Raw genomic sequence first — 16,619 nt, forward strand, 5'->3', positions numbered from 1 at the left:
CGGCAAGCCAACGACTTGCCGCTGCCTACATCGCCGCGAGCGCCCGTTCGATATCGGCGATCAAGTCCTGCGGATCTTCCAGTCCCACATTCAGGCGCACCAGCTGGCCCGGCAACTGCCAGCCCTTGCGCATGGCGGCGATGCGGTAGGGCATCACCAGGCTGTTCGCGCCGCCCCAGCTGTAACCAATCTTGAACAACTGCAAGGCATCGACGAAACGGTCCGTCTGCTGCTCTGTGTAGCGGGCATCGAACAGCACGGAAAACAGGCCGCCCGCGCCCGTGAAATCGCGCTGCCAGATGGCGTGGCCCGGGCAATCGGCAAAAGCCGGATGCAGCACCGTGGCAATCTCGCCTCTGGCCTTGAGCCAGCTGGCCACCGCACGGGCGCCAGCATCGTGGGCGTCGAAGCGCAGCTTCATGGTGGGCAAGCCGCGCAGCACCAAATAGGCATCGTCCGCCCCCACGCCCATGCCCAGACGCATGTGCGCCTGCGCCAGGCGCTCGTGCAGCGCCCGCTCTCGCGTAATGAGCGCGCCCATCAGCACATCCGAGCCACCCGACTGGTATTTCGTCAGCGCCTGCATGATGATGTCCACGCCCAGGTCAAAGCCGCGCAGGGCCAGGCCAGCCGACCAGGTGTTGTCCAAAGCCACCAGCACGCCGCGCGCATGGGCTGCCGCGCAGATGGCGGGCAAGTCCGGCACTTCCATGGTCACGGAACCCGGCGCTTCCGTCCAGATGAGCTTGGTATTCTCCTGGATCAAGCCTGCGATGCCGGCGCCGATCAGCGGATCGTAATAGCGGGCGGTGATGCCGAAATCCTGCGCCAGCCAGCGTCCCAGTTCGCGGTTCGGGTTGTAGATATTTTCCGGCAGCAAGACATCATCGCCCGTCTTCAGCAGGGCAAAGTCCGCCATGGCGATGGCCGCCAGCCCCGACGGCGCCAGCAGGCAGTACTTGCCCCCTTCGATTTCGGCCAGCCGCGCTTCCAGCGTGAACGTGGTGGGCGTGCCGTGCAAGCCGTAGGTGTAGGCGTTCTTTTCTTTCCAGTCGCCCGAGCGCATGGCCGCCACGTCCTTGAACAGCACGGTCGATGCGTGATGGATGGCGTTGGGAAAGGCGGCAAAGCCTTGCGGCGCCTGGTAGTCGCTGTGGATCAGCGCGGTTTGCGGAGATTTTGGTGTGGTCATGGCGTCATCGACAAAAAAAGGCGGATCAGCAATTGCTGGTCCGCCTTGATTGTAAGGGCTTATGCCCTTGCCCGCCGTACGTATGACAGAGTGTTACACCTGCGGAAAATTTTTATTCCGCAGCGCCCCACAGGTCGTGCGCATCGGCTGAGGTGATGGTCACGTCGACGAATTGACCGACTGCCAGCTTGCGGTGCGGTTCGAATGGCGGCTTGACGTACACGACGCCGTCGATTTCCGGTGCGTCGGCGGACGAGCGGCCCACGCCGCCGGAGCGGGTGACTTCATCGATGAGCACGCGCACAGTCTTGCCGATCTTGGCTTGCAAGCGTTTTTTCGAGATTTCTTCCTGCAACAGCATCACGCGGCCGCGGCGCTCTTCGCGCAGCTCTTCCGGCACCGGGTTGGCGATTTCGTTGGCGGTCGCGCCTTCGACGGGCGAATAGGCGAAGCAGCCCAGGCGGTCGATCTGCGCTTCCTTGAGGAAATCGAGCAAGTACTCGAATTCCGCTTCCGTTTCGCCTGGGAAACCGGCGATGAAGGTCGAGCGGATCGTCAGGTCCGGGTTGATGGCACGCCAGGCCTGGATGCGGTCCAGGTTTTTCTCGCCGCTGGCCGGGCGCTTCATGCGTTTCAGCACGTCAGGATGCGCATGCTGCATCGGAATGTCGAGGTAGGGCAGGATGTGGCCGCCGCTCATCATCGGGATGATCTGGTCCACGTGTGGGTACGGATACACGTAGTGCAAGCGCACCCAGGCGCCGTAGGACTTGGCCAGTTCGCCCAGCGCTTCCGTCAGCTGCGTCATGTGTGTTTTCACGGGACGGCCATTCCAGAAGCCGGAACGGAATTTCACGTCCACGCCATACGCAGAAGTGTCTTGCGAAATGACCAGCAACTCCTTGACGCCGGCCTTGAACAGGTTTTCCGCTTCGATCATCAGTTCGCCGATCGGACGCGAGACCAGGTCGCCGCGCATCGACGGGATGATGCAAAAACTGCAACGGTGGTTGCAGCCTTCGGAGATTTTCAGGTAGGCATAGTGCTTCGGCGTCAGCTTGACGCCTTGCGGCGGCACCAGGTCGAGAAACGGCGCGTGCGGTTTCGGCAGGTGAAAATGGACGGAATCCATCACTTCGGCCAGCGCGTGCGGACCGGTGACAGCCAGCACTTTCGGGTGCACCTTCATGATGATGTCGTCGCCGGCAGCATCTTTCTTGGCACCCAGGCAACCGGTAACGATCACTTTACCGTTTTCAGCCAGCGCTTCGCCGATGGCGTCGAGCGACTCTTGCACGGCAGCATCGATAAAACCGCAGGTATTGACGATCACCAGATCGGCGCCAGCGTAGGATTTCGCCGTTTCGTAACCTTCGGCGCGCAGTTGGGTCAGGATTTGTTCGGAGTCGACCAGCGCTTTCGGGCAGCCGAGCGAGACAAAGCCCACTTTCGGCGCCGCACCTGGCATGGCCAGCATGGCCTCTGGCTTGGCGGAAGGAACGGGAATACGGTGAATTTCAGACATAGTTGGCAGCGAGTAAAATGGTAAGGCGAATCGGCTATTGTACCCCGAGCCGCCCCTTGCTGGCAGAACTATGCTGTTTTGATGACGCCATTACAACTCCCGGGCGCGAAATGGCCCGTGAGCGTGTGGTATTTACTTCTTGTCCGTCGGCGGCACAGGCGGAACAAACGGGAACGTGCCGAACAGATTCTTGCTCTGGCTCTGCATCTGCTCCTGCATCTGCACGAACAGGCTCTTGCTCTGGTCGATGTAGTTGTTCATCATGCCTTGCATCATCGGGCCCTGGACATTCATGAACTGGGTCCACATTTCCGGGCTGAATGGCTTGCCTTCGAAACTGCCGGCCGACGTGCCCGTGAATTTGTGCTGGATATCGGTGAACGCTTGCACGTTCTTTTCCAGGTAGGACCCCATCATGCCCTGCATGGCGTGGCCATAGTAGCGGATGATCTGCGACAACACGCTGCTCGAGAACATGGGCGCGCCGTTCGCCTCCTCTTCCAAAATGATTTGCAGCAAGATACTGCGCGTCAAATCTTCACTGGATTTGGCATCGACGACGGTAAACACTTCATTGTCCAACACCAACTGCTTGACGTCCGTCAAGGTGATGTAGGAACTGGTTTGCGTGTCATACAGACGGCGGTTGGGATATTTTTTAATCAGGCGGTCTATACTTTTTTTTGCACTACTCATCACAAGTTCCACTTATTGCGCCGCAGCGCATACTGAGTTAATCCGAAAAAAAAGCGAACGTGGGTCCGCTTTCGCACCTGCCTACTTTTTCCATTATAGAGTGGAAAACGGCTCCATTGCACATCAGGGTAGTAGATTCCCGCATTTATTGCAACGCAACTAAAAGTAGATTCCTGACAAGACCGATGATTACGCCGACCTTGTCAGGCAAAAACGCTTTGTGACTTAATCTGCCCTGACTTTAACATACCGCCCCGGCGCCGGCTCGATTGCCGCGTGACGCTTGTTGCCCGGCTTACCCGGCGCCTTCACTTGCGCGCCGCCGTGTTCGGCCAGGAAGGCCGCCCATTCGGGCCACCAGCTGCCCACGTGCTCGGTCGCGCCTTCCATCCATTGCTCGGAGCTCAAGGGCTTGGTTTTCGCCGTACGAGGCTGGTCGTTGCTCCAGTAACTGCGTTTTTTCTTCGACGCCGGGTTGATCACGCCGGCGATATGGCCCGAGGCGCCCAGGATGAAACGGTTGGCTTTCGGCTTTTTCGGGTTCAGCAGGGTCGTGCTGGCGTAGGCCGCGCCCCAGGGCACGATATGGTCTTCGCGCGAACCGTAGATGAAAGCGGGCGCATCGATGCTGCTGAGGTCAACCTGTTCGCCCGCCACCGTCAGCTTGCCCGGCACTTTCAGGCTGTTTTCCAGGTAAGTGTTGCGCAGATACCAGCAGAACATGGGGCCCGGCAAGCCGGTACCATCGCCATTCCAGTACAGCAAGTCGAACGCGGGCGGCTCCTTGCCTTTCAGGTAATTCGACTGCACGTAGTTCCACACCAGGTCGTTCGGCCGCAGGCTCGAAAAGGTACTGCCCAGGTCGCGGCCCGACATCAGGCCTCCCTTGGCCAGGCTCTGCTCGCGCAGCGCCACTTGCTGCTCGTCAATGAAGACGTCGAGCGCGCCCGTGTCGCAGAAATCGAGGAAGGTGGTCAGCAGGGTCAGGCTGGCGGCCGGATTCTCGCCCCGCGCCTTGAGCACGGCCAGCGCCGTCGAGACGATGGTGCCGCCCACGCAAAAGCCGAACATATTGAGCTTGTCCTGGCCGGAGATGTCCTGCGTCACCTGGATGGCTTCGATCACGCCGTGCTCGACGTAATCGTCCCACGTCAGGTGCTGCATGCTCATGTCAGGATTGCGCCAGGACATGAGGAATACGGTATTACCCTGCTCCACCGCATAGCGCACGAGCGAGTTTTCTGGCTGCAAGTCAAGGATATAGAATTTATTGATGCACGGCGGCACCATCAGCAGCGGCCGCTGGTGTACCGTGGCCGTCGTCGGCGTGTACTGGATCAGCTGGAACAAGGCGTTTTCAAACACCACCGTGCCCGGCGTGGTGGCCACGTTGCGGCCCACTTCGAAGGCCGATTCGTCGGACTGCGAGATGCGGCCCTTGCCCATATCGGCCAGCATGTTGCTCAAGCCCTTGGCCAGGCTTTCGCCCTTGGTCTCGATCAGGGTTTGCTGGGCGTCGGGGTTGGTGGCGAGAAAGTTGGCGGGCGACATGGCGTCGACGATTTGCTGCACGGCAAACGCAATCTTTTGCTTCTGGTGCGGCGTCGCTTCCACGGCATCGGCCATGGCGTTGAGAAACTCCGCGTTCAGTAGGTAGGCCGCCGCATTGAAGGCAGACAGGGGGCTGGCGTGCCAGGCGGGCGCGGCGAAGCGGCGGTCTTTCAGCTCTGGCGCCTTGCCGGCCATAAAGTCGGCCCACAAGCCCGTCAGCTTGGCCACATAGGCATCTTTCAGTTGCTCGATCGCTTCCGGCTTGATGCTGGCGCCCGCATCCTGCAAAATGCCGGCAATCGGATTACCCTGGGGCTGCGGTACCATGTTGAACCACGTTTTCCACTGCTCAGGATTGCTGATCTGCGCCATCCATTCCTTGGTCATCATTTGAGGATCAGGCATGTTCATAGATATATGTAAGTCCATTCAAGATTGAGGGACGCCGAACAAAACCTACTGCGCGTCGGTATAGGCGGCCTGCGATGCTCACCGTACCAGAGTACGGTTGCGCTTCTTAGCCACCTCTCCCTTCCGCTCGCTACGGTTTTGTTAGGCGCCGAAACGTAGTCGAAAAATAAATGCTTTTGGATCACTTCATGCAAACTTTTACTGACTGCCACTACTCATGATGCTCATGACCGCTGTTGCCTGGATCTATGTCGTCGGCCTCATGGCGCTGACGGAACCGTCCATCGTTGCCGGAGTGATGACCTTCGTGCTGTACTGCGTCATCCCGCTGTCCATCCTATTCTATCTGACGGGCTCGCGGCGACGCAAACGCAAGGCGGCGCGCATCGCTGAAATGCAGGCGCGCACCCTTGCCTCAGCAGACGATAAAACAAAAACGGCAGACACATAAGTGTCTGCCGTGCAGATTATTTGCGCCAGATCAAGCTGGCCTGTCTTCCCGTGACGCCATCGCGCCGATACGAGTAAAACTGCGTCGCATCGCTGACGGTGCAGTAATCCCCGCCCGCCACTTGCGCCACGCCATCGCGCAGCAGCATGGTGCGCGCCAGGGCATAAATGTCGGCCAGGTACTTGCCCGGCTTGCCAGCGATGGCGGCGAACGCCCCGCTCAGCACTTGCCGCTCGGCAGCATCGCGTGCGCCGTCGCGAAACGCTTGCAGCACGTCCTGTCCCACTTCGAATTGCTGCGGGCCAATGGCCGGCCCCAGCCAAGCGAGGATATCCGTCGCGCCCTGCGCCCGCATGTTTTCCACCGTGCGCCGCAAGACGCCGTTGGCCAGGCCGCGCCAGCCCGCATGGGCCGCAGCGACGACCCGGCCATCGTGTGAGCTGAACAGCACCGGCAGGCAATCGGCCGTCATCACCACGCACACGGCACCCACCTGGGTGGCGACGCTGGCGTCGGCATCGGGCACGCCACCGTGCAGGCTGGCCGCGTCCGCCACGGCCACGCCATGCACCTGCGACAGCCAGGCGGGTTCGGACGGCAAGATGCCCGCCAGCCGCGCGCGGTTGGCGGCCACGTGCGCGGGCTCGTCGCCTACGTGCGTGCCCAGGTTCAAGCCACCGCCGCCCTGCCCGTCACCGTAAGGTCCTTGGCTGACGCCGCCCGCGCGCACGGTCGCCAGCGCGCCCACGTTGGCGGGCAGGCCGGGCCAATCGGGTATAAGGCAAGGCAACGGTGCCGTCATCAGACCTGTTCCGGCTCGGGAATGCCTGCTGTGGCGATCAGTTCAGCGAAATCATCGGCCAGCGGCACGATCCATTCGCACGCTTCCAGGGTGCCCGGATGCACGAGGCCCAGGCGGCGCGCCTGCAGCGCCTGGCGCGAGAAGACGGACACCAGGTGCTGTTTGCCATACACGGAGTCACCGACCAGCGCAAACCCCAGGTGCTGCATGTGCACGCGAATCTGGTGCGTGCGGCCCGTTTCCAGGCGGCATTGCATCAGGCTCACGGGACGGCGATCGAGTTCGCCGCTGCCGATCAATTCATAGTGCGTGATGGCCGGCTTGGCGGTGAAATTCTCGGACACTGCCATCTTGACCCGGTCGCGCGGGTGGCGCGCGATGGAAGCGTCGATGGTGCCCGCCATTTTCGGCGTGCCCCACACCAGCGCAAAATATTCGCGCTTGACGGTGCGCGCCTGCAACTGGCGCACCAGATCCGTTTGCGAGGCCAGGGTCTTGCCGACCACCATCAGGCCGCTGGTATCCTTGTCCAGGCGGTGCACGATGCCGGCGCGCGGCACGCCAGCCAGTTGCGGACAGTGGTGCAGCAGGCCGTTGAGCAGTGTGCCCGACCAGTTGCCGGGGCCAGGATGCACGACCAGTCCGGCCGGTTTGTTGATCACGATGATATGCTCATCTTCGTGCACGATGTTCAATTCCATCGCTTCCGGCTTAAAAGCCTCGTCTTCCGGCGCGCTTTGCGGCAGAATGACGATCTTCTCGTCGCCATAGGCGGTCATGTTGCGTTTGGCAACTTTTCCATCGACGGTCACGAAACCGGCTTCCAGCCACAATTGCAAGCGGCTGCGCGAGTATTCCGGCACCAGCTTGGAAATGACTTTATCGAGGCGGTGGCCGCAGGCGTCCGGCGTCAGTTCCAATGTAATCGGGGCCATGATCTCGAAGGCGTCGTCGGCGGCAAAATCGCCGTCAAACGCATCTTCGGTGCCATGGTCAGAAAGGGAGTCAAACGCGGAGTCAGCCAAATTAGGCTTCGGAGTTAATATCACAGCATTCCCATCGGCTATAATCAGCCTATTGTAAAATCTTGGTTAAAACCTTCTTGCAAAACGTCATGCAAAAAAAATTATCGTTGGTAGTCGCTTCAGTCGTTCTGCTCGGCATGTCCGCTTGCAGCTTGTTGCCTGAAAAAGTGGACGAGACCAAAAACTGGTCCGTTACGAAATTATACTCGGAGGCGCGTGAAGAAATGGCCGGGCAGCACTATGAAGCTGCAATCGGCCTGTTCCAGAAGCTGGAGGCTAACTATCCTTTCGGCAACTATGCTCTGCAAGCGCAGATGGAGATCGCTTACGCGTATTATAAGGCGGGAGACCAGGCGCAGGCACTGGCTGCTGTCGAACGCTTCATCAAGTTGCATCCGAACCACGCCAATGTAGACTATATGTACTACTTGCGTGGCCTGATCAGCTTTAACGACCAGATCAGCTTCCTGAACTTCCTGTACGAGCAAGACCCGACCGAGCGCGATCCGAAAGCCACGCGCGAAGCGTTTGCGGCCTTCAAGCAACTGGTCGACAAGTTTCCAAATAGCAAGTACGCGCCCGATTCGCTGGCCCGCATGAACTATTTGGTCGATGCCATGGCGAAATACGAAGTACACGTGGCGCGTTATTACTACCGCCGCGGCGCCTACCTGGCCGCCGCCAACCGCGCGCAAACGACGGTCAGTGACTTTGCCGCTTCGCCCGCCATCGAAGAAGCACTGTTCATCATGTACCGCTCGTATGACAAGTTGGGCTTGACCGACCTGCGCGACGACACCTTGCGCGTGCTGACCAAGAACTACCCGAACACGGCATTCCTCAGCCGGGAAGGGGTGAACAAGGAACGCAAGTGGTGGAAGTTCTGGCAGTAAGCTGCAATAAAAAACCGGGCTAGCCCGGTTTTTTTACTTATTCAGCTACTTTGCGCCGGAACACCCAGCTCGTGTCATTCGACGCTTCCGGCACATACGCGTAACCATCGACGTCGAACTGTTTCAGCTGTTCCGGCTCGCGGATGGCGTTGACGGCCGCATAGCGGGCCAGCATGCCGCGCGCGCGCTTGGCGTAGAACGAAATGATTTTGTACTTGCCGTTCTTCCAGTCCTCGAACACGGGCGCGATGACGGGCACGTCCAGCTGGCGCGGCTTGACGGATTTGAAATACTCTTCGGAAGCAAGATTGACCAGCACTTTCGCGCCCTGCTCTTGCGCGGTACGGTTCAGGCCATTGGTGATGGTGTCGCCCCAGAACGCGTACAAATCCTTGCCGCGCGTAGTCGACAGGCGCGTGCCCATTTCCAGGCGGTGCGGGTGGATCAGGTCCAGCGGGCGCAGCAAGCCGTACAGGCCCGACAGGATGCGCACGCGCGACTGGGCATAGTCGAGCTGGGCCGGCTGCAGGCTGCGCGCCTCGAAACCGGCATACACGTCGCCATTGAAGGCCATGATGGCCTGGCGCGCTTCGGCCAGCTTGGGCGTCCAGGAGGCGTAGCGGGCCACATTCAGGGCCGACAAGGCGTCGGAAATGCCCATCAGGCTGCCCACTTCGGCAGGCGAGAACTGGCGCATGCGCTCTATCAGCTGGGCGGAATGGTCGAGAAAATCGGGGGTGCTGTGCAACGAGGTTGTTGGCGGCGTCTCCAGGTCGAGACTCTTGGCGGGCGAAAGCACGATCAACATAAATTATCACTACAGAATAGAATTGCCGACATGATACCTGCTCCACAAAAACTCGTCCTCGACACCAACGTTTGCCTCGACCTGTTCGTCTTCAACGATCCGCGCTGGGCGCCCCTGCTGGCGGCCATGGAAAGCGGCGCCGTGCACGCCATCACGCGCGAAGATTGCCGAGCGGAATATTTGATCGTATTGCATTACAAACATCTGCCGCTCGACGAAGCCAGCCGCGCTATCGCCGCCGCCCGCTTCGACGCCCACATCAGCGTCGTAGCGCCGCCCGTGTCCGGCGTGCGCCTGCCCGTCTGCACAGACAAAGATGACCAGAAATTCCTCGAACTGGCGCGCGACGCCAACGCCGACATCCTCATCACCAAAGACAAGGCGCTGCTGAAACTGGCACGCAAGACGGCCAAGGCCGGCATGTTCAAGATCCTGCTGCCGGAAGGCTGGGCCTTGCCAGGCTGAGCTGCCAAAGCCCCGCACGCAACGGGGCGCGCTGCGCTAGAATGGGACACGATTCCACTTTCCGCACCGCGACCCTACCGTTCATGAACAGCCCGTCCCTGCCCCATCTGACTCCCACCCTGACCACCCGTTTGCCTCTAGTGGGCACCACCGTGTTTACCCGCATGTCCAGCCTGGCGGCCCAGCATGGCGCAGTCAACCTGGGGCAGGGCTTTCCCGACTTCGATTGCGACTTGGCCCTGGTCGAACTGGTCAGCGACGCCATGCGCGCCGGCCACAACCAGTATCCGATGATGACGGGCGCCGCGCCTTTGCGCGGCGCGATTGCCGCGAAGATCGCCAGCCTGTACGGCCACACCTACGATGCGGACACGGAAATCACCGTCACGGCGGGCGCCACGCAGGCCCTCACCACCGCCATCCTGTGCTGCGTGCACCCGGGCGACGAAGTCATCGTCATCGAACCGGCCTACGACAGCTATTTACCCGCCATCGCTCTGGCCGGCGGCGTGCCCGTGCTGGTGGCCATGCAAGTGGGAGAGTCCGGTTACAGCGTGCCGTGGGACAAGCTGGCCGCTGCCGTCAGCAACAAGACGCGCTTGATCATCATCAACACGCCGCACAATCCGACGGGCACGATTTTGCGCCCCGCCGACGTAGCGACGCTGGCCGACATCGTGCGCGGCACGCAAATTTTGATACTGTCCGACGAAGTGTACGAACACATGGTCTACGACGGCGTGCGCCATGAGTCGCTCGCCCGCCACCAGGAACTGGCGGCGCGCAGCTTTATCGTCTCCAGCTTCGGCAAGACATATCATGTGACGGGCTGGAAAGTGGGCTATGTGGCAGCGCCAGCAGCCCTGACGGCGGAGTTTCGCAAGGTGCACCAGTACAACGTGTTTACCGTCAACACACCGATGCAGCACGGCATCGCCGGCTACATGGCGGACCCGCAGCCCTACCTGGACTTGCCCGCGTTTTACCAGCGCAAGCGCGATTTGTTCCGCGACGGCCTGGCGGGCAGCCGCTTTACCCTGCTGCCGGCCGACGGCACGTATTTCCAGTGCGTGCGCTACGATGCCATTTCGCAAGAGACCGAAGCCCAGTTCGCCGAATGGCTGACGACCGAGATCAAGGTGGCCGCCATTCCCGTGTCCGCGTTTTACGCGCAGGGCAAGGAATCAGGCATCGTGCGCTTCTGCTTTGCCAAGAAAGACGAGACCTTGCGCCTGGCGCTGGAGCGCCTGCGCAGCATATAATCGAGCACTGAGCACGGCTCCGCCACGGCGGCGCAAAGGATGACAGCATGGTACAGCGTCGCATCGGCCCGGCCGACCTGGTTCCCGGCGAACCCCTGCCCTGGGATTTGTTTCTGGCTGACCATAGTGCCGGCCCGCAACTGCGCAAGGGGCAGATCATCACGGACGGCGCGCAGCTGGGGCGGCTAATGCAGCTGGGCCTGTACGTGGGCACGCCCGAGCAGCCGTCCGTCTTGCGCCTGCTGAACGAGGCGGCGCAGCGCCTGCAGCGCTTGCTGCTGGACTTGCGCAGCGAAAGCAATGCCGAGCGCGACGTGCGCGACATCGCCCGCGAGCTGCTGCGCGCACTTGAACACGATGCCGACATCGCCCTTGCCAGCATCCTGCTGAACCAGATCGCCGGGAGCTATGCCGTGCGCCACTGCATCGAAACAGCCTTGCTGGCCATGCTCGTGGGCCGCAGCATGCACAAGCCCAACGATGAGCTATTGCTGATCGGTGCGGCCGCGCTGACGATGAATGTGGGCATGCTGCGCCACCACGACAGTTTCCAGGACCGGCGCGGCCCCCTGAATGACGACGAAATGCGCATCGTGCGCCAGCATCCGCAGGAGAGCACGGAACTGCTGCGCTGTGCCGGCGTCGACGACGAGGAATGGCTCAGTTGCGTGCTCTTGCACCATGAAAACGACGACGGCAGCGGCTACCCTCAGGGCCGCACGGCCGATGAAATCCTGCAAAACGCCAAGCTGATCGGCCTGGCCGACCGCTATTGCGCCCGCGTCTCGGCGCGCAACTACCGCCGTTCCATCGTGCCCGACCAGGCATTGCAGCACATTTTCCTCGACCAGGGCGTGCCCATCGACCCGCTGCTGGGAGAACAGTTCGTCAAGCTGCTGGGCAAATACCCACCCGGCACCCTGGTGCGCCTGCGCAGCGGCGAACTGGGCGTCGTCACGCAACGGGGCGCCGCCCACGTGCATCCGCTCAGCGACGCGCTGGGCGCGCCGCTGGCCGCCGCCGAGCTGATGCAGCTCGCCCCGCGCGACACTGCCGACAGCCGCTTTGCCATTGTTTCATCGCTGCATGAAGACGATGCCGGCTTGCATTTCAGCATGCGGCATGTGTGGGGCGATGAGGCGCGGCTGTAGCCTGCCTGAGCAACGCCGGGCGCCAGCCCCAACCAGCCGGAAAAGTGTCAATTCACGGTTTCGGCGGACGGATGCCAGTGTACTGTGCGCTGACCAGTAGCCATTGCTTGTCGACAAGCCGAGCGACATACCTGGCGCGCATGGCGAAGGTGCGGGCAGCCGCTTCCTGACTGACACGGTAGGACAGCCGTGCCGAGATGAGCGCCGTATCGCCGAAGAGACGCACCACTGGTTCGTCGACCTGGAGTTGGGGACTCGGCCGCTTCTGCTCGGGCGCATAGAAGGAGAGCATTTTTTCACGCCCGTCCACCTCGCCGACCGGCGATATTTCCACATAATTCTCGGCCGTGGTGGCTTTCAAGGCAACTTGATCAAAGTTATTCTGCGCCTGCGCATGGCGCTGCACCAACGCCACCAGTTCGGCATCGCCGGAAGCCGCGTTCGCGCTAGCGATCGCGCCGACAGCGCCGAGCAGGCAGGTGGAAAGAACATGTGGAAGCGTCAATTTCATGCGTATTCATCCTGGTCGAGGTCATTGAGAAGCATCCGTTGATGACTGCGGCACCGCCAGTATCGGACACTCGCTTGCGGGCAAGCTCATCACGAGGATACCCACTGTATGCTATCCCATTGCCATTTTCTGACACCTGCCATTGCGACAAACCGCATGATTGAGGGATTGAAACGCAATTTCGCCGGATCGATTGCGCGCTTGCCATTGCCGCGTCGGGATGCTCAGCAAGCCATGCCTCAGCTCGCGCTCACAGAAGCATCCAGCAACTTCTGTTTCAGATCAAGATTGAGCGCCCACTGATCTGCCACCGGAATGGCGCGCCGCGAACTGGTCTTGAGGGAACCTTCTTGCGTCCACAGAAATGGATAAAAATTCAGGCATAGCTCGCTGGACAAGGGCAATTCCTCAAAGCCATCCGCATCGCCAGGCTGCCGGCCGTAAAACTGCCGCAACTGGCTTGTAAAGGACCATTCGACAAACGTCGTGAAGCCGATCTCCAGCCCTTCCCACTCCAGTGTCTCGGGGGCAAGGTAATACATATTGCCCTGGTCGGCTCCGAGTGCGCCGCCATTGATGGCAAAAAAGCCGCCGAGCACGTCATCGGCCACCAACAGGAAACCCTCGGCCTTTCCTTCGTTCCACGTAGCAATGTTCCGGCCCAGCTTGCAATGGCCAGACCCCAATATCCGGAGCCAGCCGTCATCCACCAGGATGCCCCCGGTTTCATAGGCTATCGCGCCGAGGGGGGAACGCGTGGTGACCTGCAGGCTCAGCAGAACATCTTCCCTGCCGGCCGAGGGAGGCAGCAATTCCACCGGTATGTCGGCCTCGCTGGCCCATTGCCTGATCAGCGGAAACGCCGGGTCTTCACTATCCAATAATTCATTCAATGTACGCATGTCACCTGACCTTATCGATGACCGCTTCCGGCGGTCGGAGAGTGCATGACGAAGCTGGCACTGTCTGGCGGGTACCGCCAGCCATTCCAGCTGCTCGCCCTGGGCGCGATCCAGTATCAATGAAGAAATCTGAACGCTCCGCAAATTTTACACAGCCTCCCCCTGCACGCCCGCACGCCTGCCATTCGCCACGGAAAGCTGAGTTGATGGCGCCGTCCGACATCGCGGCATTGATGCGCCCCTGAGCGCCATTCATTTTGCGGACGTCAAATACGCCCGCAGTCCATGCGTCAGCACAAAAGGAAACACGCTCGCGTGATCTTCATCCTCGAAGACGCGCAGGCGGGTTTTCAAGCCGGGGAACTTGCGCGATTTCAACTTCCCGTCGAACTCGCGCACGTCGGCCAGCATGTCGGCCTCTTCCTCCGAACGCGAACGCTTCTTGCCTGACGCCAGCTTTTCCAGGCCGCCGATGCCGAAGAACACGGACGCCGGCAAATCCTTGTGGCTGGCGGCATACGCCTGTTCGCGGTCGAACATGACACCGGCGTCGTACCACAGCGACGGACTGCCGAGGATGTAATGCTCGAAGGTGCGCGGTTCGGTGAGCAGGAATTGCAGGCCCAGCAGGCTGCCGTAGGAGTGGCCGATAAACACCTTGCGCTGCATGTTGACGCGGTAATGCTGTGCGATGAAGGGAAATACTTCGTCCGAGACGAACTGACCATACGCCTTCGCTTCGCCGAACGCGGGCTGCCGCCCCGGCATGTCCGAGCGGTAGTCATGCTTGCGCGGCGTGGTGGGCGTGTAGTCGCGGCGGCGGCTGTACACCCCGCCATCGCCATTCGCATATGACAGCCCCACCACCACCACTTCTTCCATCCCCGCATGCTTGTTCAGGCGCTGCGCGATATTGCGCACGATGGCGAACGAATAATTGGCGTCCACGACGAACAGCACCGGATAGCGCTTGTTTCCCTGCCGATAGGAATCGGGCAAGGCGACATACAGCTGATAGTCCCGTTTCAGGACTTGTGCACGGATGTCGCGCACTTCCGTATTGTCAAGAACGTAGCTGGCAGGCACGCTGGCGGGTGCGGCCAATGCGCTGTTGCACAAACAGCAGAACGCAATGAGCAGGCCAAGAGGTTTCAAATGGGCTTCTTTCATGTCTGTTGAGGAGCAAGGTCTGCCACATGCAGGGGATGAAACGCGACAAGGTCGCCATATCTGGCCGCCGGATGCTGCGGAGCGTTCTCGATGGTGCCGGTGTACCAGCCTTCCTCTTCATCGATGCCGGTCACTAGTACCCACATTCTTTCACACTGGCCATCCGCGCGCGCAGCGTCTTCGGCGGCGAAGCGAAAAACCAGTTTCACGTACGAACCGATGGCCAGTTGCTCGCGCACTTCCGCGGACGGAGGCTGGATATCTGTCAAATACCGGGAAAGCCAGATGGCGTCTTCCAGGTAATAGCCTTGCTCGGCAAACGAGGGAAAAGGATGGTCCTTGAAACGCTCCCAGTTTCCCGCGCCGGCATTCCATTGCGCGCTCCAGCCATAGGGCAAGTCATGCAGGTGCGCCAGCAAATCATTGCTGCCTATCATGTATGCCAGACTGACGACCTTGGCAGAGCCAGATGCCGTTGCGTCTGGCGCGCCGTGAAATTGCCAATCCCCTTCGTAATCATGGGACACATGCACGACGGGGGCACCGTTCAATACCTCGGTGGTCGTGAAGCAGGCAGTATTGGGGGCATCAGGGAATTTCCAGGCAGTGGTCATCTTGTTTGCGGGATCTTCCGCTTCAGTCCATGTAGTACAAGTCCATCCCCGCGCCTGCGATGTCGCTTGCGGCGGAGGTGAAAGTGGTGCGCCGGGCCAGCGCTTATTTGGCGCTCGCCGTCGTCAACTGCACCAGCTTGCGCTCGACAAACGCCTGCAGCGGGGGCGACAGGGTTTGCAAGCCCTTGGCCCGCTCGAACGCCTGGCGCGCCTGGGCCGGGTGGTTGTCGGCTTGTAATGCTATCCCCAGACCCATCCACCAGACGCTGTTGTCGGGCGCCGTCTGCAGCGCCAGCTGGTAGTGCTCGGCCGCTTCGCCATAGCGCTGCTCGCGCTGCAGCACGCCGGCCAGGAAGGCGCGGTATTCACCGTTATCGGTGGCGTACGGCAAGCTGCGCATGAGGGTATCGAGGGCAGCCGGGCCGCCGTTAGTCTTGTCCAGCTGCAAACGGGCCAGCATCATCGCCTGCGCCGGCTGTTTCGGGTCCAGCGCCAGGCTCAGCTGCAACTGGCGAGCTGCCTCGTCGGGGCGCTGCGCTTCGAGCAACAGGCGCACCAGGGTTTCGCGCGCGCCCTGGTGGCGCGGGTCGAGCTGCAGGGTCTGCTGCAAGGCCAGCATGGCGTCGGAGACGCGGCCATCTTGCAACTGGGCCAGCGCGCGCCGGTATTCATTCTCCACGCGCTGCTGGGGCGTGACTTGTTTTCCATCAAGGATGCGCTCGCTGGCGGCGGGTGCGGCCGTCTTCAGCATGGGCGCGGCGGCGGGCCTGGCGGCTTTTTCCGTGATGCGGCGCAGCGCCTTGGCTGGCGCGACAGTCTCCTCGGCCTGGAACACGGGCTCGGATTTCGCCGCCACGACGGGCGCCACCGGGACGGCTACCACCGGCGCAGGTACGGGCGCAACGGGGACAGGCGCCGATACCGGGGCAAGTAAGGACGCTGCCACCGGCGTGGTGGCCACGCTGACCAGCACGGGTGGCACGGGCGGGCGCTTCCAGTACACCCAGCCCAGGGCGATGGCCGCCGCCGTCAGGCCGGCCGCGCCGCCGAAGACCAGCGCGCGCGAAACGCCCCGCTCGCGTTCGGGCACGGAGCGGATGCCGGCCGCGTCGCCGCGCCCATCGGGGGTGCCGCGCGCATCGAGGTCTTGCAACATCTTGTTAATCAGGCTCATCTACAGGCTCATCTTC

The 16,619-nt window shown here is 61.3% G+C and carries 17 protein-coding genes; 5 read left to right on the top strand and 12 right to left on the bottom strand.

Going from position 1 to position 16,619, the window contains the following annotated elements:
• Positions 1-25 precede the first annotated feature (25 nt).
• The 4 genes from ACQ4W0_RS23745 to phaC form a co-directional block, all read right to left on the bottom strand.
• On the bottom strand, positions 26-1,192 hold the full coding sequence (locus ACQ4W0_RS23745) for a cystathionine beta-lyase (protein WP_436578990.1): 1,167 nt from the start codon (positions 1,190-1,192) through the stop codon (positions 26-28).
• A gap of 112 nt (positions 1,193-1,304) precedes the next feature.
• Positions 1,305-2,660, bottom strand: coding sequence for a 30S ribosomal protein S12 methylthiotransferase RimO (rimO, locus tag ACQ4W0_RS23750; RefSeq protein ID WP_436579174.1), 1,356 nt, complete (start codon positions 2,658-2,660; stop codon positions 1,305-1,307).
• Between the two features lie 189 nt (positions 2,661-2,849).
• Positions 2,850-3,413 (bottom strand): polyhydroxyalkanoate synthesis repressor PhaR, encoded by a 564-nt coding sequence (phaR, locus tag ACQ4W0_RS23755; RefSeq protein ID WP_071076767.1) that lies wholly within the window; start codon positions 3,411-3,413, stop codon positions 2,850-2,852.
• A 225-nt stretch (positions 3,414-3,638) separates the two neighbouring features.
• A complete protein-coding gene (phaC, locus tag ACQ4W0_RS23760; RefSeq protein WP_436578991.1) occupies positions 3,639-5,354 on the bottom strand; it encodes a class I poly(R)-hydroxyalkanoic acid synthase in 1,716 nt (571 codons plus the stop codon).
• A 238-nt stretch (positions 5,355-5,592) separates the two neighbouring features.
• Between phaC and ACQ4W0_RS23765 the strand changes: the two genes are divergently transcribed.
• Positions 5,593-5,826, top strand: a complete 234-nt coding sequence (locus ACQ4W0_RS23765) for a hypothetical protein (protein ID WP_436578992.1) — start codon at positions 5,593-5,595, stop codon at positions 5,824-5,826.
• Positions 5,827-5,842: 16 nt separating this feature from the next.
• Here ACQ4W0_RS23765 and pgeF read toward each other — a convergent pair whose 3' ends face one another.
• Both pgeF and ACQ4W0_RS23775 read right to left on the bottom strand, forming a co-directional pair.
• Positions 5,843-6,628: a peptidoglycan editing factor PgeF gene (pgeF, locus tag ACQ4W0_RS23770; RefSeq protein ID WP_436578993.1), complete on the bottom strand. Its 786-nt coding sequence runs from the start codon at positions 6,626-6,628 to the stop codon at positions 5,843-5,845.
• On the bottom strand, positions 6,628-7,653 hold the full coding sequence (locus ACQ4W0_RS23775) for an RluA family pseudouridine synthase (RefSeq protein ID WP_436578994.1): 1,026 nt from the start codon (positions 7,651-7,653) through the stop codon (positions 6,628-6,630). The genes pgeF and ACQ4W0_RS23775 overlap by 1 nt, the downstream gene beginning before the upstream one ends.
• A gap of 89 nt (positions 7,654-7,742) precedes the next feature.
• On the opposite strand from ACQ4W0_RS23775, the gene ACQ4W0_RS23780 reads away from it, so the two are divergent.
• Complete coding sequence (locus ACQ4W0_RS23780; protein ID WP_436578995.1) at positions 7,743-8,546, top strand: outer membrane protein assembly factor BamD; 804 nt, start codon at positions 7,743-7,745, stop codon at positions 8,544-8,546.
• 37 nt (positions 8,547-8,583) lie between these two features.
• Here ACQ4W0_RS23780 and yaaA read toward each other — a convergent pair whose 3' ends face one another.
• Positions 8,584-9,354, bottom strand: coding sequence for a peroxide stress protein YaaA (yaaA, locus tag ACQ4W0_RS23785; protein WP_436578996.1), 771 nt, complete (start codon positions 9,352-9,354; stop codon positions 8,584-8,586).
• A 30-nt stretch (positions 9,355-9,384) separates the two neighbouring features.
• On the opposite strand from yaaA, the gene ACQ4W0_RS23790 reads away from it, so the two are divergent.
• From ACQ4W0_RS23790 to ACQ4W0_RS23800, 3 genes are all read left to right on the top strand, one after another.
• Positions 9,385-9,819 (top strand): putative toxin-antitoxin system toxin component, PIN family, encoded by a 435-nt coding sequence (locus ACQ4W0_RS23790; RefSeq protein WP_436578997.1) that lies wholly within the window; start codon positions 9,385-9,387, stop codon positions 9,817-9,819.
• 83 nt (positions 9,820-9,902) lie between these two features.
• Complete coding sequence (locus ACQ4W0_RS23795) at positions 9,903-11,081, top strand: pyridoxal phosphate-dependent aminotransferase (RefSeq protein ID WP_436578998.1); 1,179 nt, start codon at positions 9,903-9,905, stop codon at positions 11,079-11,081.
• A 47-nt stretch (positions 11,082-11,128) separates the two neighbouring features.
• On the top strand, positions 11,129-12,232 hold the full coding sequence (locus ACQ4W0_RS23800; RefSeq protein ID WP_436578999.1) for an HD-GYP domain-containing protein: 1,104 nt from the start codon (positions 11,129-11,131) through the stop codon (positions 12,230-12,232).
• Positions 12,233-12,284: 52 nt separating this feature from the next.
• Here ACQ4W0_RS23800 and ACQ4W0_RS23805 read toward each other — a convergent pair whose 3' ends face one another.
• The 5 genes from ACQ4W0_RS23805 to ACQ4W0_RS23825 all read right to left on the bottom strand — a co-directional run bounded on the left by ACQ4W0_RS23805 (position 12,285) and on the right by ACQ4W0_RS23825 (position 16,603).
• Positions 12,285-12,743 (bottom strand): nuclear transport factor 2 family protein, encoded by a 459-nt coding sequence (locus ACQ4W0_RS23805; RefSeq protein WP_436579000.1) that lies wholly within the window; start codon positions 12,741-12,743, stop codon positions 12,285-12,287.
• Between the two features lie 239 nt (positions 12,744-12,982).
• Positions 12,983-13,645 carry a DUF2625 family protein gene (locus ACQ4W0_RS23810; RefSeq protein WP_436579001.1) on the bottom strand — a complete coding sequence of 221 codons (663 nt, stop codon included), beginning with the start codon at positions 13,643-13,645 and terminating at the stop codon, positions 12,983-12,985.
• Positions 13,646-13,897: 252 nt separating this feature from the next.
• Positions 13,898-14,800, bottom strand: a complete 903-nt coding sequence (locus ACQ4W0_RS23815; RefSeq protein WP_436579002.1) for an alpha/beta hydrolase — start codon at positions 14,798-14,800, stop codon at positions 13,898-13,900.
• Between the two features lie 11 nt (positions 14,801-14,811).
• Complete coding sequence (locus ACQ4W0_RS23820; protein WP_436579003.1) at positions 14,812-15,429, bottom strand: hypothetical protein; 618 nt, start codon at positions 15,427-15,429, stop codon at positions 14,812-14,814.
• A gap of 103 nt (positions 15,430-15,532) precedes the next feature.
• Positions 15,533-16,603, bottom strand: a complete 1,071-nt coding sequence (locus ACQ4W0_RS23825) for a tetratricopeptide repeat protein (RefSeq protein ID WP_436579004.1) — start codon at positions 16,601-16,603, stop codon at positions 15,533-15,535.
• Between the last annotated feature and the right edge of the window lie 16 nt (positions 16,604-16,619).

The sequence above is a fragment of the Janthinobacterium breve genome, from assembly GCF_051380895.1.
GTDB lineage: Bacteria > Pseudomonadota > Gammaproteobacteria > Burkholderiales > Burkholderiaceae_D > Janthinobacterium.